25 protein-coding genes are annotated in these 23,509 nt (G+C 68.8%); 11 read left to right on the top strand and 14 right to left on the bottom strand.

The window, feature by feature from the left end; translation table 11 throughout:
- Positions 1-67 precede the first annotated feature (67 nt).
- From H8R02_RS13100 to H8R02_RS13080, 5 genes are read left to right on the top strand one after another with little or no spacing between them, the layout of a single operon-like run.
- Entirely contained in the window at positions 68-376 is a 309-nt protein-coding gene (locus H8R02_RS13100) for a glycine zipper domain-containing protein (protein ID WP_187081872.1), read from the top strand.
- A gap of 11 nt (positions 377-387) precedes the next feature.
- Positions 388-762, top strand: a complete 375-nt coding sequence (locus tag H8R02_RS13095; protein WP_187081871.1) for a hypothetical protein — start codon at positions 388-390, stop codon at positions 760-762.
- A 27-nt stretch (positions 763-789) separates the two neighbouring features.
- Complete coding sequence (locus H8R02_RS13090; RefSeq protein WP_187081870.1) at positions 790-1,254, top strand: hypothetical protein; 465 nt, start codon at positions 790-792, stop codon at positions 1,252-1,254.
- A 3-nt stretch (positions 1,255-1,257) separates the two neighbouring features.
- Positions 1,258-1,575, top strand: coding sequence for a BON domain-containing protein (locus tag H8R02_RS13085; RefSeq protein ID WP_187081869.1), 318 nt, complete (start codon positions 1,258-1,260; stop codon positions 1,573-1,575).
- Between the two features lie 11 nt (positions 1,576-1,586).
- Positions 1,587-2,714: a zinc-binding metallopeptidase family protein gene (locus tag H8R02_RS13080; RefSeq protein ID WP_187081868.1), complete on the top strand. Its 1,128-nt coding sequence runs from the start codon at positions 1,587-1,589 to the stop codon at positions 2,712-2,714.
- Here H8R02_RS13080 and H8R02_RS13075 read toward each other — a convergent pair.
- Together H8R02_RS13075 and H8R02_RS13070 are read right to left on the bottom strand one after the other, a co-directional pair.
- Positions 2,711-4,180 (bottom strand): short-chain fatty acid transporter, encoded by a 1,470-nt coding sequence (locus H8R02_RS13075; protein ID WP_187081867.1) that lies wholly within the window; start codon positions 4,178-4,180, stop codon positions 2,711-2,713. The two genes, H8R02_RS13080 and H8R02_RS13075, sit on opposite strands and share 4 nt — an antisense overlap.
- Positions 4,181-4,207: 27 nt before the next feature.
- Complete coding sequence (locus tag H8R02_RS13070) at positions 4,208-5,665, bottom strand: amidase (RefSeq protein WP_255429322.1); 1,458 nt, start codon at positions 5,663-5,665, stop codon at positions 4,208-4,210.
- Between the two features lie 123 nt (positions 5,666-5,788).
- Here H8R02_RS13070 and H8R02_RS13065 point away from each other — a divergent pair, with 123 nt between their 5' ends.
- On the top strand, positions 5,789-6,697 hold the full coding sequence (locus H8R02_RS13065; protein WP_187081866.1) for a LysR family transcriptional regulator: 909 nt from the start codon (positions 5,789-5,791) through the stop codon (positions 6,695-6,697).
- Here the strand turns inward: H8R02_RS13065 and H8R02_RS13060 are convergent.
- Complete coding sequence (locus H8R02_RS13060) at positions 6,684-7,019, bottom strand: BON domain-containing protein (protein WP_187081865.1); 336 nt, start codon at positions 7,017-7,019, stop codon at positions 6,684-6,686. The two genes, H8R02_RS13065 and H8R02_RS13060, sit on opposite strands and share 14 nt — an antisense overlap.
- Positions 7,020-7,066: 47 nt before the next feature.
- Entirely contained in the window at positions 7,067-9,526 is a 2,460-nt protein-coding gene (locus H8R02_RS13055) for a ligase-associated DNA damage response DEXH box helicase (RefSeq protein WP_187081864.1), read from the bottom strand.
- Positions 9,527-9,577: 51 nt separating this feature from the next.
- Here H8R02_RS13055 and H8R02_RS13050 point away from each other — a divergent pair, with 51 nt between their 5' ends.
- Genes H8R02_RS13050 through H8R02_RS13030 form a run of 5 tightly spaced genes read left to right on the top strand, consistent with a single transcriptional unit; the run spans position 9,578 to position 15,034 of the window.
- Positions 9,578-10,525, top strand: coding sequence for a Bug family tripartite tricarboxylate transporter substrate binding protein (locus tag H8R02_RS13050; RefSeq protein WP_187081863.1), 948 nt, complete (start codon positions 9,578-9,580; stop codon positions 10,523-10,525).
- A gap of 14 nt (positions 10,526-10,539) precedes the next feature.
- A complete protein-coding gene (locus H8R02_RS13045) occupies positions 10,540-11,502 on the top strand; it encodes a Bug family tripartite tricarboxylate transporter substrate binding protein (protein ID WP_187081862.1) in 963 nt (320 codons plus the stop codon).
- A complete protein-coding gene (locus H8R02_RS13040; RefSeq protein WP_187081861.1) occupies positions 11,502-12,806 on the top strand; it encodes a sulfatase family protein in 1,305 nt (434 codons plus the stop codon). The genes H8R02_RS13045 and H8R02_RS13040 overlap by 1 nt, the downstream gene beginning before the upstream one ends.
- Before the next feature lie 9 nt (positions 12,807-12,815).
- The gene (locus H8R02_RS13035; RefSeq protein ID WP_187081860.1) at positions 12,816-14,471 is read left to right on the top strand and encodes a SulP family inorganic anion transporter; all 1,656 of its coding nucleotides are present in this window, start codon (positions 12,816-12,818) and stop codon (positions 14,469-14,471) included.
- Positions 14,468-15,034: a YdeI/OmpD-associated family protein gene (locus H8R02_RS13030; RefSeq protein ID WP_187081859.1), complete on the top strand. Its 567-nt coding sequence runs from the start codon at positions 14,468-14,470 to the stop codon at positions 15,032-15,034. The genes H8R02_RS13035 and H8R02_RS13030 overlap by 4 nt, the downstream gene beginning before the upstream one ends.
- Before the next feature lie 588 nt (positions 15,035-15,622).
- On the opposite strand, the gene H8R02_RS13025 is transcribed toward H8R02_RS13030, so the two are convergent.
- The 10 genes from H8R02_RS13025 to H8R02_RS12980 form a co-directional block, all read right to left on the bottom strand.
- Positions 15,623-16,429: a DUF429 domain-containing protein gene (locus H8R02_RS13025; RefSeq protein ID WP_187081858.1), complete on the bottom strand. Its 807-nt coding sequence runs from the start codon at positions 16,427-16,429 to the stop codon at positions 15,623-15,625.
- A complete protein-coding gene (locus tag H8R02_RS13020; protein WP_187081857.1) occupies positions 16,429-16,836 on the bottom strand; it encodes an acyl-CoA thioesterase in 408 nt (135 codons plus the stop codon). Before H8R02_RS13020 ends, H8R02_RS13025 begins: the two co-directional genes overlap by 1 nt.
- Before the next feature lie 89 nt (positions 16,837-16,925).
- The gene (locus H8R02_RS13015; RefSeq protein ID WP_187081856.1) at positions 16,926-17,348 is read right to left on the bottom strand and encodes a BLUF domain-containing protein; all 423 of its coding nucleotides are present in this window, start codon (positions 17,346-17,348) and stop codon (positions 16,926-16,928) included.
- 5 nt (positions 17,349-17,353) lie between these two features.
- Complete coding sequence (gene folE / locus H8R02_RS13010; RefSeq protein ID WP_187081855.1) at positions 17,354-18,079, bottom strand: GTP cyclohydrolase I; 726 nt, start codon at positions 18,077-18,079, stop codon at positions 17,354-17,356.
- Positions 18,080-18,097: 18 nt separating this feature from the next.
- A complete protein-coding gene (locus H8R02_RS13005) occupies positions 18,098-19,798 on the bottom strand; it encodes an ATP-dependent DNA ligase (RefSeq protein WP_187081854.1) in 1,701 nt (566 codons plus the stop codon).
- The gene (locus tag H8R02_RS13000) at positions 19,795-20,829 is read right to left on the bottom strand and encodes a ligase-associated DNA damage response exonuclease (protein ID WP_354004914.1); all 1,035 of its coding nucleotides are present in this window, start codon (positions 20,827-20,829) and stop codon (positions 19,795-19,797) included. The genes H8R02_RS13005 and H8R02_RS13000 overlap by 4 nt, the downstream gene beginning before the upstream one ends.
- Positions 20,826-22,037: a cardiolipin synthase ClsB gene (gene clsB, locus H8R02_RS12995; protein ID WP_187081852.1), complete on the bottom strand. Its 1,212-nt coding sequence runs from the start codon at positions 22,035-22,037 to the stop codon at positions 20,826-20,828. The genes H8R02_RS13000 and clsB overlap by 4 nt, the downstream gene beginning before the upstream one ends.
- A gap of 89 nt (positions 22,038-22,126) precedes the next feature.
- Positions 22,127-22,855 carry an endonuclease/exonuclease/phosphatase family protein gene (locus tag H8R02_RS12990; RefSeq protein WP_187081851.1) on the bottom strand — a complete coding sequence of 243 codons (729 nt, stop codon included), beginning with the start codon at positions 22,853-22,855 and terminating at the stop codon, positions 22,127-22,129.
- Positions 22,852-23,313, bottom strand: a complete 462-nt coding sequence (gene nudB / locus H8R02_RS12985) for a dihydroneopterin triphosphate diphosphatase (protein WP_187081850.1) — start codon at positions 23,311-23,313, stop codon at positions 22,852-22,854. The genes H8R02_RS12990 and nudB overlap by 4 nt, the downstream gene beginning before the upstream one ends.
- Positions 23,314-23,499: a type II toxin-antitoxin system Phd/YefM family antitoxin gene (locus tag H8R02_RS12980; RefSeq protein ID WP_187081849.1), complete on the bottom strand. Its 186-nt coding sequence runs from the start codon at positions 23,497-23,499 to the stop codon at positions 23,314-23,316. It abuts the gene before it with no gap.
- Between the last annotated feature and the right edge of the window lie 10 nt (positions 23,500-23,509).

Below are 23,509 nucleotides of genomic sequence, written 5' to 3'. Positions count from 1 at the left end.
TTTCCTTCGACCATGCAAGTCGTGGCGCGACGATTCGCGCAGGACAGCCAAGACGAGAGGAACGAACATGAACAGCACCCCCGGTACCACTTCCCACCTCGACAACACGCGCCGCATGGCCAGCGATGCCATGGAGCGCGCCGGCGAACGCGTGCGCGAGATGCGCAGCGGCGTGAGCGACGCCGCGCAGCGCAGCCTCGGCGCGATGAGCGAGTCCGCCGCCGCCGCGCAGCGCCAGCTCGGCCAGTACGCGCAGGCCACCACGCGCTACGTGGGCGAGCACCCGATGAAGACGGCGCTCATCGCCGCCGGTGTGGGCGCGCTCGTGGCCGGGATCGTGCTGGCGCTGCGCCGCAACCGCGACGACTCGTTCTGAAGCGAGCCGCGATGATCCACCCGATCTTCTCGGTGCTGGTCCACAAGCCCGAGCTGGTGATCGACCACGTCTCGGGCTACGCGGCGCTGCTGCGCGAGGAGACATCGAGCGTCGGCCTGCAGGTCGCCAAGCGCGCGATCGCGTGGGCCGTCGTCGGCGTCGGCCTGCTGGTCTTCCTCGTGCTGCTCGGTTTGGCCGTGATGCTCGGCGCGATGCTGGACCGCTTCAGCTGGGCGCTGGTGCTCGTGCCGGCGATCCCGCTGGTGCTGGCCGTGATCGCGTGGACCGTCGCCCGGCAAAGGCTGCCCGAGAAGGCCTTCACCGAACTGAAGGCGCAGCTCGACGCCGACGCCCAGGCCCTGCGTGCCATCGGCGCGCGGTCCTGAACGACAACGAACAACGGGGGAGAGTGCATGTCGGATGCAGCGAACAGGCTTGCCGCAAGCCGCATGGCGATCGTGGACCAGGTCCACCGCCGCCAGCGGCGGCACGACCCGCGCCACGACGAGGCGCACCCGAACGAGGAGCCGGCGTGGATCGACGAGCCTCCGCCTGCCCCCGGTGCGGGCTGGTTGGGCCGCGTGCAGCACGCCCTGCGCATGTGGTGGCGCTACCATCCCGCGCACATGGCCGTGGACGTGGCCGCGCCCATCCTGCATGGCTACGCGCGCAGGAAACCGGTGCAACTGCTCGCCATCTCGGCCGGCGTCGGCGCCGCGATCATGTTCCTGCGGCCGTGGAAGCTCGTGTCGCTGACCACCATCGCGATCGCGATCGTCAAGTCGTCGCAGCTGTCGAACGTGGTGCTCTCCGCGCTGTCCGCCGCCGACTTCGAACATGACCAGCAACGCCCCGAGTGGGCCGACCCCAGGAGATAGGACATGAACAAAGCCACCCGCACCCTCGCCCTGGCCCTCGTCGCCGGCTTCACCTTCGCCGCCACCGGCTGCGCCGTGATCCGCGGCCAGGAGAGCGTTGGCGAATACGTCGACGACGCCGCCACCACGGCCGCCATCAAGGCCAAGTTCGTCGAGGACAAGACCGTGGACGCCGGCGCGATCAACGTGCAGACGCTCAACGGCAGCGTGGCCCTCAACGGCTTCGCCAAGTCCGGCGCCGAACGCACGCGCGCCGAGCAGATCGCGCGCACCACCAAGGGCGTGCGCGAGGTTCGCAACAACCTCGTGGTGCGCCCGTAACGAACGACGCCTTGAAGACCTTCCACTGCCAGTACTGCGGCCACCCGGTCTTCTTCGAGAACGTGCAGTGCCTGCAGTGCGGCAGCACGCTGGCCTTCCTGCCCGACCGCATGAACATGGCGGCGGTCGAGGAGGCCAAGCCCGGCTCGGGCCTGTGGCGCCCTCGCGTGCGCGGCCGGCGCGCGGCGGCGGCGGCCGCGCAGTACCGCATGTGCCGCAACAACGTGCAGTACCAGGCCTGCAACTTCATGGTGCCGCAGGCGGACCCCAACCCGTATTGCGCCGCCTGCCGCCTCACGCGCGTGCTGCCGGACCTCTCGCAGCCGGAGAACCAGCAGCGCTGGTACCGCATCGAGGTGGCCAAGCGCCGCATGTTCTACACGCTCGCGAAGCTCGGGCTGCTTTCGCCCGCGCCGAAGGACGGCGCCAGCGACGGCCCGGTGTTCGAGTTCCTCGCCGACCTGCCCGGCCAGCCGGTGATGACGGGCCACTGCAACGGCGTGATCACGCTCAACGTGGTGGAGGCCGACGACGCCGAGCGCGTTGCGCGCCGCGTCGCGCTGCACGAGCCGTATCGCACGCTGCTCGGCCACATGCGGCACGAGTCGGGCCACTACTACTGGGACCGCCTCGTGGCCGACGCCGGGCGCGAGGACAGCTTCCGTGAGCTGTTCGGCGACGAACGCCAGGACTACCCGCAATCATTGGAGGCCTATTACGCGAACGGCCCCAAGGCGGACTGGCGCGAGTGCTGCGTGAGCGCGTATGCCACGTCGCATCCGTGGGAGGACTGGGCGGAGACATGGGCCCACTACCTGCACATGGTCGACCTGCTGGAGACCGCGGCTTCGTACAACACGCACCTGAAAGTAGGCGGCGCCGACGACGAGCTCGAGGAAGTGACCAACCCGTTCGAGACCGGCATGCCCGACTTCCAGGCGCTGGTGGAGCAATGGGTGCCCGTCACGCTGCTGGTCAACAGCCTCAACCGCAGCCTGGGCCAGGAGGACGCCTACCCGTTCGCGCTCTCCCCGGCGGCGCTGGAAAAGCTGCGGTTCGTCCATGACCTGATCCGCGAGGTGAAGGCGCACGGCATGCCCGCCGCCGCCGAAGCCGCGACGGCTTGCACGCACGCCTAGCCGGCCAGCCGGGGCAGCACCGGCGCGTGGTACACCAGCGTCGAAGCGAGCGCCCAGAGCAGCACGAGCACGACCACCGAATGCGTGACGAACTGCGTGAACGTGAAACCGACGAGGTCCCGCGCCTTGAGGCCGAGGATGCCGAGCAAGGGCAGCATCCAGAATGGGTTGATCAGGTTCGGCAAGGCCTCGGCCGCGTTGTAGATCTGGACCGACCAGCCCAGGTGGACGTGCAGGGCGTTCGCGGCCGCCATCACGTAAGGCGCCTCGATCAGCCACTTGCCCCCGCCTGAAGGCACGAAGAAGCCGAGCACGGCGGAATACGCGCCGACCAGCAACGCGAACGTGTCCGCGGTCGCCACGTTCACCATCAGCGTGGAAAGGTGGTGCGTGAGCGTGGCGCCGTCCGCGCCCTTCACGCCGGTGAGGATCGCGGCGATCGCGCCATAGAAAGGGAACTGGACCAACACCCCCGACGTGACGGGCACGGCCCTGCCGACCGCGGCCAGGAAGCTGCGCGGCGTCCAGTGCAGCAGCATCCCGGCCAGCAGGAACAGGAGGTTGTAGGTGTTGAGCCCGGAGATGGCGACCATCGCCTCCTTGCTCGCGAATTCGTTCCACAGCCAGCCGAAGCCCAGGGCGACGATCGGCAGCGTCAGCAAGGGGCTGTACTCGAGCCATTCACCGGGCCGCCGCTGCGCCGGCACTTCGTCTTCGTCGCGCAGCAGGTGCACCCCCAGGTCTTCGGCGGTACGCGCCCGGCCGGGCCCGGGCGCCGTCCACCAGGCAACCAGGACCGAGAGCACGACGAGCGCCAGCGTCACGACGCCGCTTTGCCAGAGGAAGATGGTCTCGCTGAACGGGATGACGCCGGTGATGGGCAGGAGGCTCGCCGGAATGCTGCCGGGGTTGGCCTGCAACTGCGCGGCGGAGGAACTCAGGCCCATGGCCCAGGTGGCGCCCATGCCCAGGTAGGCCGCGGCGCCGGCCGCGCGGTAGTCCATGCGAAGCTCGCGGCGGCGCGCGAGATCCTTCGCCAGCAGGCCCGCGAAGACCAGGCTGATCGCCCAATGAAGCAGGGATGCGATGACGCTGACCAGCGCGACGTAGGCGACGGCGCCGCGGCCATCGCGCGGCACCTGGGCGGCGCGCCTGACCAGTCGCGTAACCGGCGGGGAACTGGCGACGACATAGCCGGTGATGGCGACCATGACCATCTGCATGGTGAACGGGATCAGGCTCCAGAACCCGGTGCCGAACGACACGGCGACGGCTTTCGGCGTGGCCCCCATCGCAAGCGCCGCCAGCGCAACCGCGCAGACGGTCAGCGCCACGAAGACGTAGGCGTCGGGGTACCACTTCTCGCACCACGCGGTGATGCGCAAGGCGACCCGCTCGATGGCCGGCGGCGAAGAGTCGTGCGTGGCGTGAAGCCGCGGCGACGGCGTGGAATCGTTGATACGCATGGTGGGTCTCCAGGTCGTTCCGTGGTTTCAGGACGGGCGGCGGGGCACGAGCGTGTCCATGCCGGCAAGTTGCTCCAGCACCCGCGCTGCGGCGAGCAACGGGCCGTCGCCGCGGGGCCGGCCCAGCAGCTGCAGGCCCACCGGCCGGCCGTCGGAGGTGAGGCCGACGGGCACGGAGATGGCGGGGCACCCGGTCAGCGTGAGCACGAACGTGAGGTACATCCAGTCGATGTACGAATGCAGCGCCTCGCCGTCGATGTGCGTCGGGAACCGCTGCGCCACCGGGTAAGGCGGCATGGCCACGGTGGGGCAGGCCAGCAGGTCGTGGTGCGCGAAGAACCGGTCCAGCCGCATGAACAGCTCGCCTCGCAGCCGCTCCGCACGCGCGACGTCCGCGCCGCCTTGCTGCAGGCCCTTCTCGATGTTCCAGACGATCTCGGGACAGATCGACTCGCGGTGCCGTTCCAGCAACGGCCCGCGCACGGCGGCAACCAGATTCGCGCGCAAGGTATGGAACGCCTCGAAGGCCCCGCTGAAGTCCGGGTGCTCGCCCGTCACGTCCGCGCCGGCCCCGGCGAAACGGCGGACCGCGGCTTCGCAGATCCGCGCAACTTCGGCGTCGACGCGGCCGACACCGAGGTCGGCAGAGAACCCGACCCGGCGCGGCGCCGCCGGCTGCAGGACCGCGTCGAGGAACGACGTCGCCGGGGCCGGCACCGACAGCGGGTCGCGACGATCGAAATGCGCCTGCGCGTCGAGCATGAGTGCCACATCCGCCACGCAGCGCCCCATCGGGCCTTCCACCCACAGGGGATCGAACGGGACGCAGGATTCGGGGCGCGGCACGCGGCCGACGCTCGGCCGCAGGCCCACCACGCCGCAGTAGCTGGCCGGGATGCGCAGGCTGCCGCCCAGGTCGTTGCCGGTGGCCAGCCACACCATGCCCGCGGCCAGCGCCGCGGCCGACCCGCCCGAGGAACCACCGACCGTGAGCTCGGGGTTCCAGGGGTTGCGAGTAGCGCCGAAGACCGTGTTGAACGTGTTGGCCCCCGCGAATTCGGGCACGTTGGACTTGGCGAGGGCGATGGCACCGCGCCGCTGCAGGCGCGCCACGGTGAGGTCCGACCGTTCGGCGACGGCGTCGGCGAGGATGGGCGAGCCGCACGTGGTCGGCATGCCTGCCACGTCGTTGTAGTCCTTCACTGCGATGGGAAGCCCGGCGAGCCAGCCCGGCGCCGCGGACTCGTCGCCGGCCGGTGCGCGAAAGTTGCGCGCTTCCTCGCGTGCAGCTTCGAAGCGGCGCAGCGGCAGCGCGTTGATGACGGGGTCGGCGGCCTCGATGCGGGCGATCGACGCGTCGACGAGATCGAGGGGCGAGAGCTCGTGGCTGCGAAGCAGGCGAACGGCTTCGACGGCCGTCAATGCGCACAGCTCGTCGGCGCTCGTCGCACGCGCCCGGGGCTCGGCGCAGGTAGAAGAATCCATGGTCTTTTCTCCGGAGGGTTGGAACGGGCTGAACGATAGGCAGGTGCGTTCACGTCCACAATTCACTTCTTCTGATGCACCCCATAACACCGGCTGCGGCCGGGAAAACCCGGAGCGGTGACCATGGACATCCGGCACTTGCGCACTTTCGCCACGGTTGCTCGCCTCGGTAGCGTGACGCGAGCCGCCGAAGCCCTGCACGTCACGCAGCCCGCCGTGAGCGGGCAACTCAGGACGCTCGAGGCGCACCTCGACGTGCGGCTGTTCACGCGCAGTACGACGGCCATTTCGCTCACGCCTGCCGGGCAGGCACTGCTTGGCAAGGCCGAGCGCGCACTCGAAGCCTTCGGCGACTTCATCCACTCGTCGCGCTCGCTGCGCGGCCGGCTCTCGGGGCAGGTCCGCATGGGCATCCCGATGATCGATGCCGGGATCATGCGAGTGGAGGAGTTCCTGCGCGCCATGGCGCAATCGCATCCCGCAGTGCGCGTGGACCTGCAGGCCGGCCGCATCAGCTGGCTGCTGGAGTCGCTTCGCAACGCGGACATCGACGCGTCGCTCTTCGTCTGCCGCTCGCTGCCGGCGGGCGTGAAGGGCCGTGTCCTGCGGCAATTGCGCTATTGCGTCGTCGCACCCGCCGCCTGGCGCGCCGCACTCGATGAACACGGCTGGAGCGAGGCGGCTCGCCGCCCGTGGGTGCGGATGACCCCGCACAGCGCCCATCGCGAATTGCAGGACGAGTTGCTGGCGCGCGTCGCCATCCACCCCGAAGAAACCGCGCAGGCGGACCATGAAGACCTGGTGAGCGCGATGGTCCGCGCCGGCATCGGCATGGGCCTCGTTCGCGAAGAAATCGCTGTCGAGGGCGAAGCACGAGGCGGGCTGGTCCGCTTCGGAAACGAGTCGGTGACGACCTCGCTGGCCCTCGTCTATCCCGGCGACCGGCTCGCCGACCCGCTGGTCCAGGCGGTTGACCAGGCGCTCGAGCAGTGCTGGCAGGGCACGCCGCGCTTGCCGGCTAACCCTGCTTGACCGTCAACTGGTTCGCGATCTCGCCCACCTGCGGAATGTGGCGCGCGATCTCGGTGGCGCGCTCGCGCGCCTGCTCGCTGGGCGCGACGCCGCTGAGCACGACGTAGCCGTCCTTGCTGTCGACGTCGATGACGAACTGCCCGAGCTCGCCGTCCGCGAGCAGCGCGCGCTTGATCGTGGTGACGATGCCGGTGTCGTCGATGGCGTCACGCAACTGCGGCGCGGCGCCCATCACCTGCGTGGGCTCCACCTTGGGCTGCGGCGCGCGCTCGCCGCAGCCCGCGAGCGCGGCGACGACGGCAAGCACGAGAACGGGCCTCATGCCTTCAATCTAGGCGCATCGTCACGGCCGCGCTGTAGGACTCCCCCTCAACCGCCCGTGTCGGCTTCCATGTCGCGCAGGATGCGGTCGAGCCGCTGCGACAGCTGTTCCGTGGTGAGCTTCTCCCGGAAGCGCTCGACCATGAGCGGCACGCTCATGGGGCTGGGGTGGCGCAGCGGCGCAAAGACGAGCTTCTTGCGCTGCATCTTCCTCAGCGTCTCGGCCAGGCGCGAGATCTCCAGCTCCTGGCTGAGCACCTCGTTGTCGGCCTGCGAGAGCAGCAGGTTGCCCTTGTCGTACTTGCGGAATACCTCGTAGAAGAGCGAACTCGATGCCTGGATCTGCCGCGCGCTCTTCGGCTGGCCGGGGTAGCCGGTGGTGACGAGGCCCGCCACGCGCGCGATCTCGCGAAAGCGCCGCTGCGACAGCTCCGACGAGTTGAGCGAGGCCAGCACGTCGGCCATCAGCTCGCGAGTGGTGAACACCTCGAGCGACGTGACCGGCTCCACGTCGAACGGCTCGGCGCTCACCAGCTCGAAGCCGTAGTCGTTGATGGAGATGCTGAAGGTGTTGGGCTTGTCTCGCGCGAGGCGCCACGCGATGAGGCTCGCCAGGCCCAGGTGCACGTTGCGGCCGGCGAAGGGGTAGATGTAGATGTGCTGGCCTTCGCGCGACTGGAAGCCCTCGACCAGCAGCGTGGAAGGCGTGGGGATCTTCGACAGCCGCGCCTGCGTCTGCAGCATCGGGCGCGCGGCTTCGAGCTCCGGCTCGAAGAAGTCGCCTTGCGCGGCGACCTGCATCGTCTCGAGGATCGCTTCGCTCATCTCGCTCGTGAAGGCCATCTTCGCGCCCTGCCACGTGGGCACCGTGCCCTTGTTGCGCGTGGCCTTCTTCACGTACGCCGCCATCTCGCGCACGCGGATGAATTCCAGCAGCTTGCCCGCGAAGAAGAAGCAGTCGCCGGGCTTCAGGCGCGCGACGAAGCCCTCTTCCATCGTGCCCAGCGTCACGCCGCTCATGTACTTGATGCTGATCGCGGCGTCGCTGACGATGGTGCCCACGCCGAGCCGGTGCCGCTTGGCCGTGCCGCGGTCGGGCACGCGCCAGACGCCCTCCTCGTCCTGCTTGATGCGGTGGTATTCGGGGTAGGCGGTGAGGCTTTCGCCGCCGCGTTCGCAGAAGGCGAGCGCCCAGTCGAACTCCTCGCGCGTGAGGTCGCGGTAGGCCCATGCGGTGGTGACTTCCTCGTAAAGTTCGTCGGCCACGAACCCGCCGCCGAGCGCCACGGTCACGATGTGCTGCACCAGCACGTCCAGCGGCTTGTGCGGCGACTGGCGCTTCTCGACCAGCCCCTTGCGGATGGCGCGGCGCGCCGCGGCACCGTCGAGGATTTCCAGCGTGTTGGTCGGCACGAGCGTCAGGCGGCTCGGCCGTCCGGGCGCGTGGCCGCTGCGGCCGGCGCGCTGCATCATGCGCGCGATGCCCTTCGCGCTGCCGACCTGCAGCACGCGTTCGACGGGCAGGAAGTCCACGCCGAGGTCGAGCGAGGAGGTGGCGACGACTGCGCGCAACGTGCCCTGCTTGAGGCCGTTCTCCACCCACTCGCGCGTGGCCTTGTCCAGCGAGCCGTGGTGCAGCGCCACCTCGCCGGCCCATTCGGGCTTCGCTTCCAGCAGCAGCTGGTACCAGATCTCCGCCTGCGAACGCACGTTGGTGAAGACGAGCGTGGTGCCGCTCGACTTCTCGATCTCCTGCACCACGGGCAACTGCATGCGCGCGCCGAGGTGGCCCGCCCACGAGTACTTGCCGGGGTCGGGCGGGATGAGCGTGTCGATGGTGAGGGTCTTGTCGATGCGGCCACGCACGAGTTTCGGCGGCGGGTCTTCATCGGGCCCGCACAGCACCTGCATGGCTTCCTCGAGGTTGCCCATCGTCGCGCTCAGGCCCCAGGTCACGAGCCGCGGGTTGAAGCGCCGCAGGCGCGCAAGCGCCAGCTGCGCTTGCACACCCCGCTTGCTGCCGATGAGCTCGTGCCACTCGTCCACCACCACGTACTCCACGCCCGTGAGCTCCGCGCGGCTGTTCTCGCGCGTGAGCATGAGCGTGAGCGACTCGGGCGTGGTGACCAGCACGGTGGGCATGCGCCTGTCCTGCCGGGCGCGCTCGGCGCTCGGCGTGTCGCCGGTGCGCATGCCCAGCGTCCACGCGGGCGCCAGGTCCATCATCGGCAGCGTGAGGGCTTTTGCCGTATCGGCGGCGAGCGCGCGCATGGGCGTGAGCCAGATCACCCGCAAGGGCTCGGCGGACCGGCCCGGTGGATGCCGCCGCACCAGTTCCTCCAGCATGCCCAGCCACACCGCGTACGTCTTGCCCGCGCCCGTGGTGGCGTGCAGCATGCCGCTGCGGCCCTCGGCCACGGCCTGCCACACCTCGCGCTGGAAATCGAAGGCCTGCCAGCCGCGCGACGCGAGCCAGCCCGTCACCCCCGGAAACGGTGGTTCCTGCATCCGGACGATGATAGATTTGCCCGGTCCCCCCGTGCGGAACTGGAGTACCCCATGCGACGAGCCTTTCTCGCCGGCCTGCTGGCCGCCTGCGCCAGCGCAGCATTCGCGCAGGACAAGCCCCCGCTGAAGATCCTGGTGGGCTTCCCGCCCGGCGGCTCGGCGGACGTGATCGCGCGGCTCGTGGCCGATGCCTTGCGCGACGACTTCAACCCCGTCGTCGTCGAGAACCGCCCCGGCGCGGGCGGGCGCATCGCACTCGCGGCGGTGAAGGCAGCCAGGCCCGACGGCCAGACCGTCGTCGTGCTGCCCAGCGGCCCGATGGTGCTGTTCCCGCACGTCTACAAGAAGCTCGAGTACGACCCGGTGAAGGACTTCACGCCGGTCTCGCTGATCGCGCACTTCCAGTTCGGCGTGGTCTCGGGGCCCGCGACCAACGTCAAAAGCGTGGCCGAGATGCTGGCCAGGGCCAAGGCCGACCCCAAGTCCGCGACCTACGGTTCGCCGGGCCTCGGGACGCTACCGCACTTCATGGGCGTGCTGCTCGAACAGAGCACCGGCGTCGCGATGCAGCACGTGCCCTTCCAGGGCGGCGGGCCGGCGAACACGGCGCTTCTGGGCGGGCACATCGGCTACAAGTTCGACGTGGTGTCGGAGACCGCGGAACTGCATCGCGGCGGCAAGGTGCGGATCATCGCCGTGACCGGCGAGACGCGCGACCCGCAGGTGCCCGAGGTGCCGACGCTCAAGGAGTCCGGCGTGAACATGGTGGCCACCGCGTGGTTCGCGATGTATGCGCCGGCCGGCGTACCCGCGGACGCGCTCGGGCGATTGGAGCGCGCGATGGCCAGGGCGATCCGCCACCCGGCGATGCAGGACAAGCTGGTCAAACTCGGCTACGAACCCGTGGGCTCGACATCGGCCGAGCTCGCGGCCGCGCAGCGCGCCGACCTCGCGCGCTGGGAAAAGCCGATCAAGGCCACGGGCGTGACACTGGACTGAAGAAGGACGCGCATATGAAGGACAAGCTGCTTTTCACCGTCTGCGCGTTGGCTTGCATGGCCGCAGCCGCACAGGCGCCCGTCTGGCCGACCAAGGCCGTGAAGATCCTCGTCGGCTCGCCGCCGGGGGGGCCCTCCGACATCACGTCGCGCCTGTTCGCGGACCAGCTGGGCAAGCGCACGAACCAGCCCGTCGTCGTGGAGAACCGGCCGGGCGCCGGCAACAACCTCGCCGCGGGCCTGGCCGCGAAAGCGGAGCCCGACGGCCACACGCTGGTGCTGAGCCCGGACACGGTGCTCACCGTCAACCCGCTCGTGTACCGCAACACGGGCTTCGATGCGCGCAACGACCTCGTCTCGGTCTCGGTACTCGCGAGCTTTTCGCAGATGCTGGTTTGCCACCCTTCCGTGGGCGTGGCAAGCGTTGGCGAACTGGCGGCAAAGGCCAGGTCGACGCGCATGACGTATGGCTCCGGCGGCCCCGGCGTGCCCGGCCACCTGGCCGCCGAGATGTTCCTGCAGGGCACCGGCGCGCGGATGGAACACATCCCGTATCGCGGCCCCGCGCCTGCGACGCAGGCCGTGCTGGCCGGCGAAGTGAACTGCGGCTTCCTGGCGACCCCGACAGTGATCCCGCACGTGAAGGCCGACAAGCTCAAGGCACTTGCGGTGTCTTCGGCTACTGCTTCGCCGATGGCGCCGGACGTGCCGACACTCGCGAAAGCGCTGAACCAGCCTGCGCTCGACGCGACCTTCCGCCTCGTGCTGCAGGTGGCCAAGGGCACGCCGGCGCCCGTGGTGGCGGAGATCGAGAAGGCCGCGATGGAGATCATGAAGCAGCCCGACGTGCGCACACGGCTGCAGAACACCGACCTCGTCGCGCAAGGCACGAGCCGCGCGCAGGCGGAGCAGCTGATGAAGGACGAGATCGTGCGCTGGGAACCGCTCGTCAAGCGCCTCGAGCTGAAGGCGGAGTGATGGCAAGGCCCAACTTCATCTTCATCGTCGCCGACGACCTGGGCTATGCGGACCTCGGCTGCTACGGCGGCCGCGAGGCGTCGTTCGGTGCCGTGTCGCCGGTGCTCGATTCGCTCGCGGCCGGCGGCATGCGCTTCACGCAGGGGTATGCGAATTCGCCCGTGTGCTCGCCCACGCGGTTCGCGCTCGCGACGGGACGCTACCAGTACCGCTTGCGCGGGGCAATGGACGAGCCGATGCGCATGAACTCGACGCATGGCCTGCCGCCGGAGCACCCGACGATCGCATCGCTGCTGCGCGATGCCGGCTGGCGCACGGCGCTGGTGGGCAAGTGGCACCTCGGCTTCGCGCCGCATTTCGGCCCGCTGAAATCCGGCTACGAGGAGTTCTTCGGGCCGATGTCGGGCGGCGTGGACTACTTCACCCACTGCGGCACGAGCGGGCAGCACGACCTGTGGGTGGGCGATGCGAAGCAGCGCGAAGAAGGCTACCTCACCGACCTGATCTCGCGCCGTGCGGTCGACTACGTGGAACGCATGGCGAAGCAGGACGCGCCCTTCTTCCTGAGCCTCCACTACACCGCGCCGCACTGGCCGTGGGAAACGCGGGAGTCGGCCGACGTGGCGCCGCGCGTGAAGGACAGCCTGTACCACCTCGACGGCGGCAACATCGACACCTATCGCCGCATGATCCACCACATGGACGAGGGCATCGGGTGGGTGATGGAGGCCCTGCGGCGCAACGGCCACGACGCGAACACCCTCGTGATCTTCACCAGCGACAACGGCGGCGAGCGCTTCAGCGACAACTGGCCGCTGGTGGGCGGCAAGATGGACCTCACCGAAGGCGGCATCCGCGTGCCGTGGATCGCGCACTGGCCGGATGCGATCGCACCGGGCGCTACGAGCGCGCAGCATTGCATGACGATGGACTGGTCGGCGACCGTGCTCGACGCGGCCGGCGTCGCTGCCGACCCTGCCTATCCGCTCGACGGCATCTCGCTGCTGCCGGTGCTTCGCGGTGCGTCGCATTCGTTCGAGCGCCCGATGCACTGGCGCATGAACCACCGCGGCCAGCGCGCGCTGCGCGACGGGCCGTGGAAGTACCTGCGGGTGGACGGGCACGACTACCTCTTCGACGTCTCGTCGGACGAGCGCGAACGCGCGAACCTCGCGGGGCGCGACCCCGCGCGACTGGTTTCGCTGCGCGATGCGTGGGAGACGTGGAACCTCACCATGCCCGCGATCCCCGAGGACGCGACCGTGAGCCCCGTGATCACGGCGGCCCACATGCCGCAGAGGTAAGCTCTGCCGATGCCTGATTTGAAAAGCTGGCTGCCGTTCCTGCGGTGGCCGCGCCCGAGCATGGGCTTGCTCCGCGGCGAAATGGCGGCCGCCCTCACGGTCGCCGTCGTCATGATCCCGCAGTCCGTCGCCTATGCCGGCCTGGCGGGCATGCCGCTCGTGACGGGCCTGTACGCCACCTTCCTGCCGATGCTGATGGCCGTCCTCTTCAGCAGTTCCACGCGGCTGTCGGTCGGCCCTTCGGCGTTGTCCGCGGTGCTGGTCGGCACCTCGCTGCTCGGGATGGCGCAGGCGTCGAGCCCCGAGTGGGTCGCACTCGCTGTGTGGCTGGCCCTGCTCTCCGGGGGCATCCAACTGCTCGTGGGCGCCACGCGGTCGGCGTGGTTGCTGAACCTCGTGAGCTCGCCCGTGCTCGCGGGCTTCAGCCAGGCGGCGGCGCTGCTGATCATCGCGTCGCAACTGCCCGCCTTGCTGGGCGTCACCGGCAACTGGCGCGAGGTTCTCGCAGGCACCGCGCGTTTCAACGCCGAGGCGGCGGCGTACGGCGTGGCGAGCCTCGCGCTCATGGTGCTGGGCAAGCGCTACGTGCCGCGCTGGCCCACCGTGCTGCTCGTGATCTGCGTGGCCGGCACGCTGTCGGCGGCCACGGGCTTTGTCGCGCGTGGCAACGTGATCGGCACGTTGCCGGCCGGCATGCCGTCGCTGTACGTGCCTTCGTGGCCGGGTTGGGACGGCCTCGCGAACCTCGTGTTGCCCGCGCTGGTGCTCGCGCTCGTGAGTTCGCTCGAGATGGCCTCCAGCGCCAAGATCGAGAGCCAGAAGGACGGCAAGCGCTGGGACGCGAGCCAGGACCTCGTCGGGCAGGGCATGGGCAAGCTCACGTCGGCGCTGTGCGGCAGCTTCGCCACCAGCACCTCCTTCTCGCGCTCGGCGATCACGCTCTATTCGGGCGCGAAGACGGGCTGGGCCACGGTGTGCGCCACCTTCGTCGTGCTCATCGTGCTGCTGTTCCTGACACCGGCTCTCGCGCCCGTTCCGCAGGCCGTGCTCGCCGCCGTGGTCGTCGCGGCGGTGTCGAGCCTCTTCAAGCCGCGGACGCTGCTGGACCTGCGCCGCATCGACAAGGTGGAAGCGGTGACCGCCTTGGTCACGTTCGCAGTGACGATCGTCTCCGCGCCGCGAATCTACTGGGGCGTGCTGACGGGCGTCCTGATGGGGCTCGCGCACTTCCTCTACCACCGCCTGCACCCGCGCATCATCGAGGTGGGGCTGCACCCGGACGGCAGCCTGCGCGACCGGCACCTGTGGAACCTGCCGCCGCTCGCCCCGCACCTCTATGCGCTGCGCATGGACAGCGGCCTGGACTTCGCGTCGGCGAGCGCTTTCGAGCGCGACGTCGTCGAACACGTGGCCGAGCCCGCCGATGTGCGCCACGTGTGCCTGTTCGCGCAGCCGATCAACCGCATCGATGCGACCGGCGTGGAGACGTTCATCCAGCTGCGCAAGATGCTCGGCGAACGCGGCATCGTGCTGCACATCAGCGGCATCAAGCTGCCAGTGGAGAACGTGCTCAAGCGGGCGGGGGCGCTGCATGAGTCGCCGTTGCTGCGGATGTATCGCACGGATGCGGAGGCGCTGGCGGCGCTGGGGCAACTGCGGGAATGAGCGCGGAGCCGGTGTTCTTCGAGTCGGCCGCGAAGTTCCGTGCTTGGCTGAAGCGAAATGCGGCGAGTGCCGGCGAGATCGTCGTTGGCTTCTACAAGGTGGGGACGGGCAGGCCGAGCATGACGTGGTCGGAGTCGGTCGACGAGGCGCTGTGCTTCGGCTGGATCGACGGCGTGCGCAAGGGCATCGACGCCGAGTCCTACCAGATCCGCTTCACGCCCCGCCGGCCGGGGTCGAACTGGAGCGCGATCAATGTGGAGAAGGTGCGCGTGTTGACGCAAGCGGGTCGCATGACGGAGGCGGGGTTGCGTGCGTTCGCCGACTACGACCCAGACCGGAGCCGCAATTATTCGTACGAGCAGCGCTCCGAGGCGAAGCTGTCGGCTGATGAGGAAGCGAGATTCCGACGTTCGCGCGAGGCGTGGGCGTTCTTCGAGAAGCAGCCGCCCGGATGGCGGCAGTTGCAGATTTATCGCGTGGTGAGTGCCAAACGCGTGGAGACGCGTGAGGGGCGGCTTGGGCGGTTGATCGAGGCATGCGCGCGCGGGGAGCGGCTTGCGTAGGTCATGGTGTCGCACAGCTGAACATTCAGCGGCGGTGATCGTGGCGCGCCGGAGATGTTCCGCAGCGGCGATCGTGGCGCGCCGGAGGTGTTCCGCGGCGGTGATCGTGGCGCGCTGGTCTGCGGCGGGTGGGGCCCCGCCCTGCGCTTAATCTTCCGCCGTCCGTCCTTCGGACGGAGCCCCTGGCGGCCGACGAGCAAGTCACGCGCCGGTTGGACATCGGCGGCCGCAACGGCGTCTCCACATGCGCGCCGGATCGAGGCCCCACCCACCGCAGACAACCGGAGGGCGCAACAAGTGCATGCGACCATCGTGACGCGTCGTGATGTCCGGGTCCGCGTCCGGTGATGCGCTACCTTGTGTAGACGTGGCGGATGGTATGCCGCCTGGACCGCATGTAGAGCCGCTGTTGCGGCCGCCGATGTTCAACCGGAGCGCTGGGTGTTCGCCGGCCGCCAGGGTCTCCGTCCGAAGGACGGACGGCGGCACCTTAAGGGCCAGGCGGCATACCGTCCGACGCGTCCGCGAGGTCTCACCCAGAGACCGCGCAAAGCGGCGAGAAATTGGAATCTGACCCCAATTACCCAATTACGCGGAGACGATCCAGCCTTCGAGCGGGTCCAGGTCCTCGGGCAATCCATAACGCGGCGCACCATGAGCCGCGGCCCACGCGGCCTGCACGAGGCACAGCACGGCGTCGAGCGAATCACCACTCGCGTCGTCGGCGAGCAGGTCGTGCTGGGCGTGAGTGAGCTTCAGGCGCAGGCCAAGCCGCGTTCGGCCTTGTTCGAGCGCAGCAAGGATGTCCTTGCGTGCGATGAGGCGATCGGAGGTCTGCTTCGCCTTCTCGTCACTCTTGTAGCTGCGGTTGCCAACCAACTCCCGCGCGAGCAGGCCGGGATACGCTTCGAGCGCGACACGAGAGGCATCGCCGTCGTGAAGACCGGGGATGTGCACGCCGGCTTCGAGCAGCAACGGCACCGCGGCGTGAAGCATGTACGCCACCGGCGGGTTCACCCACTTCATCGACGGGCTCGAACCGGCGCGACGGTCGAACCGCCGATGCGCGAACTTGGAGCCGACGGGACGCGCATCGCAGTAGGCGGCAAACGTCTCGCGGATCGTCGCGCGATCGAGCGTCGCGTAATGCGCCATGCACTCGCGCCACGTCGTGGGCCAGCCGAGATGCTCGACCAGTTCGCGCGGCAAGCCGAAAGGGAAATCGAACCCACCGATCCATGCGCGCGGCTGCGAAAGCCATTCCGAAAAGGCGGCAAGCGATTCGAGCTTCTCGAGGCGATCGAGGACGACACGCCCACCCGCCTCGCGCCCCACCGCCATCACGATCGGTTTGCGGCGCGTCGGGCTGCTGGAGAAATCGCAGCCGGCGAGCATCAGCCGCCGAGCGCCGCGCGCAGGTCGGCGGGCAAGGCCTCGCTCTTGAGCGGGCTGCCCGGGCCCGCCTCATAGCGGCACCAGACGCGTGACTCGGTACCGCGAGCCAGCGCACGGCCATCCGCTGCCATCACGAAGTCGTGCGTCACGGTGAACGAACTGCGGCCCCACTTGCTGATTTGCGAACGCACTTCCACCTCGTCCCCGAACTGCGGTGAGCTCTTGAAAGCACACTGCGAATCCACGAGCGGCATCGTGAAGTGCTCCTCGCGCATGCGCGCGGCCGGGTAGCCGGCCTGCGCCACCATGGCCCACGTGGCTGCGTCCATCCAGCGGTAGTAAGTGGGGTAGAAGATGATCCCGGCCGGGTCGCATTCGCCCCAGGCGAGCGTGCGACGGGACCGCATCAGCCGCCGCCGAGCCGCCTCAAGGCGGCTGAAGCCCCCTCGGGGGGCAGCGGACCTCGCGAAGCGGGGAAGCGTGGGGGCTCCATTCCTCAGGCACGGCCGCAGATATTGGCTGTGGCCATCAGGTCTTCGAGCAACGCGAACGACACCTTGCCGGAAACGGCATACGGGTCCAGCTCCGGCTTCTCGGAGTACTTCAGCAGGATCGAATGATTCAGCTTGGTGAGGTTCACCGTACCCATGCTCCAGCCGCCGAAGCGCCGCTCGAAGATCTCCTCGTACAGCAGCAGCGCGACGTCCTTGTGGCGCGGGTCCTTGGAGATCGTGGCGAAGAGCTCGCTCACCTGCATGCGGCCGCCTTCGATGGCCTGCAGGAAGATGTCGCCGCCGTAGCACAGGATGCCCGTGATGCCGGTGACGGGGTTGTGGTTGCGCGACTGCTGCAGGATGGACTCGATGGCTTCGGGGCTCGTGTCCACCGCGCGGCTGCAATAGAGGAGTCGGACGAGCATGGTGTTCAGCCCTTGTCGGGGATGAGGGCGAGGAATTCGCGGCGCAGCGCGGCGTTCTTGAGGAACACGCCGCGCATGACCGAGTTGATCATCTTGCTGTTCAGGTCCTTCACGCCGCGCCAGGCCATGCAGTAGTGGCTGGCTTCCATCACGACGGCCAGGCCGTCGGGCTGCGTGCGCTCCATGATCAGGTCGGCGAGCTGCACCACGGCCTCCTCCTGGATCTGCGGACGGCCCATCACCCACTCGGCCAGGCGCGCGTATTTCGACAGGCCGATGACGTTGGTGTGCTCGTTGGGCATGATGCCGACCCACAGCTTGCCGATGACGGGGCAGAAGTGGTGGCTGCAGGCCGAGCGCACGGTGATCGGGCCGACGATCATCAGCTCGTTCAGGTGCTCGGCGTTGGGGAACTCGGTGATGCCCGGCGCCTTGACATAACGGCCGCGGAACACCTCCTGCAGGTACATCTTCGCGATGCGGCGCGCGGTGTCGTTGGTGTTGTGGTCGCTGGCCGTGTCGATAACCATGCTGTCCAGCACGCCCTGCATCTTCACTTCCACTTCCTTGAGCAGCTCGTCGAGCTCACCCGGCTGGATGAACTCGGCGATGTTGTCGTTGGAGTGGAAACGCTTGCGCGCCGCCTGGATGCGCTCGCGGATCTTCACCGACATGGGCGTACCCTCGTCGGTGGGCTGCAGCTGCTGGGACGGGTCGGCTTTCATGAGCATTCGTTGAATGCTATCACTCTACAGATTCAGCAGTAATTCGAGGTCTTGCAGGGTATTCGCCTCGGCGACAGGCTTGTCGTGGCGGATGCGCAGCATGCGCGGGAAGCGCACCGCGATGCCGCTCCTGTGCCGGCCGCTGCGCTGGATGCCTTCGAACCCGAGTTCGAAGACCAGCATGGGCTTGACGCTGCGCACCGGGCCGAATTTTTCGACCGTGTTGCGGCGGATCAGGGCGTCGACCTGGCGGAACTCCTCATCGGTCAGGCCCGAGTAGGCCTTGGCGAAGGGCACGAGCTGCAGGGCGCCGGGTTGCGGCGGCTCCTTGCGCACGATCGCTTCGATCACGGCTTCGACTTCCTCCGGCCCTTCGGGTGCGCGGTTCCACACCGCAAACGTGTAGTCCGTGTGCACCGACGAGCGCCGCCCCGACCCCGGCTGCGCATAGACCAGCACGCAGTCGATGGTCATCGGGTCGATCTTCCACTTCCACCACAGGCCCTCGGCCTTGGTGCGGCCGGTGCCGTAGGCGGCGTCAAGCCTCTTGAGCATGAAGCCTTCGACGCCGAGCTCGCGCGACTGCTTGCGGCGCGCGGCGTATTCCAGCCACGAAGAGGCCTTCTCGACCGGCGAGATGCGCATCGGTGCGTCCTTCAGCAGCGCTTCGAGCCGCGCGCGGCGCTCGCGCTGCGGCAGGCCGCGGATGTCCTCGCCGTCCTGCTCCAGCAGGTCGTAGGCCATGAAGCTCACCGGCGCATCCGCGAGGATCTTCTTCGTGAGGTTCTTGCGGCCGATGCGCTGCTGCAGCAGAGCGAACGGCGCGGGGCGGTCGTCCGCTTCGTTCCACACGAGCACTTCGCCATCGACGACGGTGCCGTCGGGCAGCCCTTGCGCGGCGGCGACGATCTCGGGGAAGCGTTCGGTGACCAGTTCCTCGCCGCGCGACCAGATCCACACTTCGCCATTGCGCTTGACGACCTGGCCGCGGATGCCGTCGTACTTCCACTCCACCATCCAGTCGCTCACCGGCCCGAGGCGCGAGCTGAACACTTCGGGCGGCGCGTCGAGCTGGTGCGCAAGGAAGAACGGGAAAGGCTGCCCCGCGTCGCGCAACTCACCGGCCTCTTCTTCCGTCTTCGCGACGAGCGCCATGTAGCGTTCCGGCGAAGGCATGACCTTGCCGTCCGTGTAGCCCATCATGCGCTGCGCGACGCGCTTCGCATCCACCCCCGCGTGCGCGGCGAGCGCGCGCTGCACCAGCAGCTTGCTCACGCCGACGCGGAAGGCGCCGCCGATCAGCTTGGTCAGCAGGAAGCGGCCTTGCGAATCCAGCTCCTGCCAGTACGACTTGATGCGCGGCGCGACCTCTTCATAGGGCAGGCCGCGCAAGGGAAGCAGCCGCTGCTCGATCCACTGCGCGAGGCCGATGTCCGAGGTCTCCCCGCCCAGCGGCAGCACGAGCGAGATCGTCTCCGCGAGGTCGCCGACCTGCTGGTAGCACTCGTCGAACAGCCAGGGCTCGATGCGCGCCACCTCGCACGCCAGCACCCACAGCGAACCCATCGGCACCACCTGCCTCGGCTTGCCGCCGGCGAGGAAGTAGACGGCCCAAGCCGCGTCGTGCGCGGGTGCGCTGTCGAAATACCGCGTGAGCGCCTCCACCTTGGCGTTGGTGGAAGTGGTGGCATCGAGTTCGGCAAACAGCTGCGCGAACCGCCTCATGCGCCCGGCTCCGCTTCCGTCGCCGCGGCCGCGTCGGCTTCCACGACGTCGTCGCCGTACTCGGTCTCGAAGGCCTCGGCCTGCAGGCCCTGCTCGGTGAGGTAGCGCACCATCGCCGCCGAACTGCCATGCGTCACGATCACGCGTTGCGCGCCGGTCGCGCCGATCGCCTGCAGCAGGCCGGGCCAGTCGGCATGGTCCGACAGCACGAACCCGCGGTCATAGCCGCCACGCCGCCGGTTGCCGCGCACCTGCATCCAGCCGCTGGCGAAAGCCGCCTGCGCATCGGCGCCGAAGCGCCGCAGCCAGGGGCTGCCGACGGCGCTCGGCGGGCAGACGACCAGCGCGCGCCTGAGGTCCGCCTTGTCGCGGACCTCGGTCACCATCCGTGTTTCGGGCAGTTCGACGCCCGCGGCGCGATAAGCATCGTTCAGCGGCACGACGGCGCCATGCACGATCACCGGCCCGATCGACGGGTCGATGCCGGAGAGCAGCCGCTGCGCCTTGCCGAAGCTGTAGCAGGCCACCACGCTCGCGCGGTTGTGGTCGACGTTGCGTGCCCACCAGGTGTTGATCTGCGCGAACAGGTCCTCGTCCGGGCACCAGCGGTAGATCGGCAGGCCGAACGTCGACTCCGTGATGAACACGTCGCAACGCACCGGTTCGAAAGGTGCACAGGTGCGGTCCGGCGCCACCTTGTAGTCGCCGCTGGCCACCCACACCTGGCCGCCGTGTTCGACGCGCACCTGCGCCGAGCCGAGCACGTGGCCCGCCGGGTGCAGCGAGACCGTGACGCCGTGATGCACGATGCGCTCGCCGTACGCGAGCGTCTGCAGCGAGATCTCGCCCAGGCGCGCCCGCAGCACGCCTTCGGAGGGCGCGGCCGCGAGGTAGTGGCCATTGCCGTAGCGGGCGTGGTCCGAATGGGCATGCGTGATGACGGCGCGTGCGACGGGACGCCAAGGGTCGATGTAGAAGTCGCCGGGCGGGCAGTACAGGCCCTCGGGCCGCTGGACGACCAGGTCGGTCACAGGTAGTTTTTCCCCTGGATCGCCAGCGCTGCACGCATCACGCCCAGCGCCACCCATTCCTTCGCCCGCTGCAAACCCGAACGGTTCTCGTACTCCACGGCGTTCATGCGGGTGCCTTCGTGCTCCATCGCATACACGAGCCTCTCGCGCAGGCGCGCGGCGAAGAAGATGTCCTCCACCACCACGTTGGCCTCGCGCGCGAGCAGCAGGCTGAGCGGGTCGAGGTTGGACGAGCCCACGGTCGCCCACATGCCATCGACCACGGCGACTTTCGCATGCAGGAAGCTCGGCGAATACTCGTGGATCTCCACGCCGGCCTTCAGGAGCGCGCCGAACACGGGCCGGGCCGCGTAGTACTGCATGAAGTATTCGTACCTTCCCTGCAGCAGGAGTTTCACCTTCACGCCGCGCCGTGCGGCACGGATGAGCGCGCGGCGCATCTTGCGGCCGGGCACGAAGTAGGCATTGGCGATGATGATCTCGTTGCGCGCGCGGCCGATGGCGCGGCGGTAGGCGCGCTCGATGCCGGCACGGTTGCGGACGTTGTCGCGCAGGATCAGCGCGGCCTTGGCGCGGGGCATGCCCGTGGCCAGCGGCGCGGCGGGCGCCGACGGGACGCGCGCACGCGAGGCCCGCAAAGATTCGAGCGCACCGACGAGCTGTGCCCGCCGCGCGCGGCTCATCGCCTGCATGCGCAGCCACTGCCGGGCCATGGTCTGGTGCATCTGCGTCACGAGCGGACCCACGACACGCAACGCGAAGTCGAAGCGCGGCGACTGCAGCGCACCGTGGTTGGGGTCGTGGTAGTCGTCCAGGATGTTGATGCCGCCGCAGAACCCCACCTTGCCATCGACCACGCACAGCTTGCGGTGCAGGCGCCGCCACTGCCCCGGCACGAGCAGGCCGAGCGCGCCCAGCGGCGAGAACACGCGGAACTGCACGCCGGCCTGCTCGAGCCGCCAGCGCCACGAGTCTTCGAGTTCGGTGCCGGCCCCGTCGACCGTGACCTGCACGCTCACCCCGCGCCTGGCGGCGCGTTCGAGCGCATAGGCAACGTCGGCGCCCGACCCGGTGCAGTCGAAGATGTAGGTCTCCAGCAGCACCTGCGCCCGCGCTTCGTCGATGGCAGCGATCAACGCCGGAAAGAACTCGCGGCTGCCTTCGAGCAGCTGGATGCGATGGCCGCCGCGCAACGGTGGGATGCGCATCACCCGCCGCCGGGCCGCCCCAAGGCGGATGAAGCCCCCTCGGGGGGCAGCGCCGCACACGAAGTGGCAAGCGTGGGGGCCATATTTCTCTAGAGCTTGAACTCCGCGATCAGCGGCAGGTGGTCCGACATGCGCCACCAGATGCGCCCGCGCGGCACCTCGGCGCCGACGGGCTTCAACCCGCGCGCATAGATGTAGTCCAGCTGCGCCAGCGGCAGCCGCGAGGGATAGGTGCCGAGCTTGTCGCCGACGAAGTCCTTCAGCCCCAGCTCCTTCATCGCCGGCCGAAGCTTGCCGCCCCAGTCGTTGAGGTCGCCGCCCACGAGCAGGGGCGCGGTGCGCGGCACCTCGCGCTGGATGTAGCGGCCCAGCTGCTCCACCTGCCGCACCCGGCTGCCGGGAATGAGGCCCAGGTGCAGCACGATCACATGCACGTTGCGCCGGCCGACGAGCACTTCGACGTGCAGCAGCCCGCGCTGCTCGAAGCGGTGGTCGGACATGTCCTCGTGCGCGTGCGACACCACGGGCCAGCGCGACAGCAGCGCATTGCCGTGCTCGCCGTACTTGGTGCGCGCGTTGGTCTTGTAGATCGCCTCGTACCCTTCGGGGCACAGGAAGTCCGCCTGCGGCAGCTCGGGCCAGCGCGTGAAGTACTCCTGCTCGCGCGTGTGCACCATTCGCACTTCCTGCAGCAGCACCACGTCGGCGTCCAGCTGTTCGACGGCATGGCCGAGGTTGTGGATCTCCAGCCTGCGCACCGGGCCGATGCCTTGCACACCCTTGTGGATGTTGTACGTGGCGACGCGCAGCGTTGTCATGGCTTGGTGAATTGCGGCAGCAACAGTATCGCCTCGGCGTTGGACGGCGAGAAGCAGGCATCGGCCGCTTCGAGGTACGGCAGCCAGCGGTACGCGGTGTGCTCGCGCGGGTTCAGCGCCACGGGCGTACCCGCCGGCACGCACAGCCCGAACACGTGCTCGCGGTTGCGCGTCACGCCGGGGGCGTAGCGGTGCAGGTACTTCGGGTAGATGTCGTAGACGTTCTCGAGCTGCCAGTCGGTGAGCGTGCCGATGGCGCAGTCGATGCCGGTTTCCTCGCGCACTTCGCGAACTGCAGTTGCCTCGAGCGGTTCGTCTTCATGGTCCTTCGAGCCGGTCACCGATTGCCAGTAGCCGGGGCTGTCTGCCCGGTTGATCAGCAGGACCTCCAGCGCAGGCGTGTGGATCACCACCAAAACGGAGTGCGGGATTTTGAAGGGGCGGGTGTCGGCGGCCACTCAACCCTGCGATGGGTAGCTGTCTGGGGCATCTGGCTCCGCACTTGAAATGAGCGCCAGGTATTCCTCGTAGCTCAACATGACAACGTCAGGCCGACCGTCCTTCTCGACGATGATGGGCTCACTTTTGGCTTGGAAGCAGAAGTGGTCGAATCGGCTCTCGGCTTCCGCGGCAGTGACTTGCATGGGTCTTCCT

The sequence above is a fragment of the Ramlibacter albus genome, assembly GCF_014297445.1.
Classification (GTDB): Bacteria; Pseudomonadota; Gammaproteobacteria; order Burkholderiales; family Burkholderiaceae_C; genus Ramlibacter; species Ramlibacter albus.
This window is presented reverse-complemented; position numbering and strand designations above follow the sequence as displayed.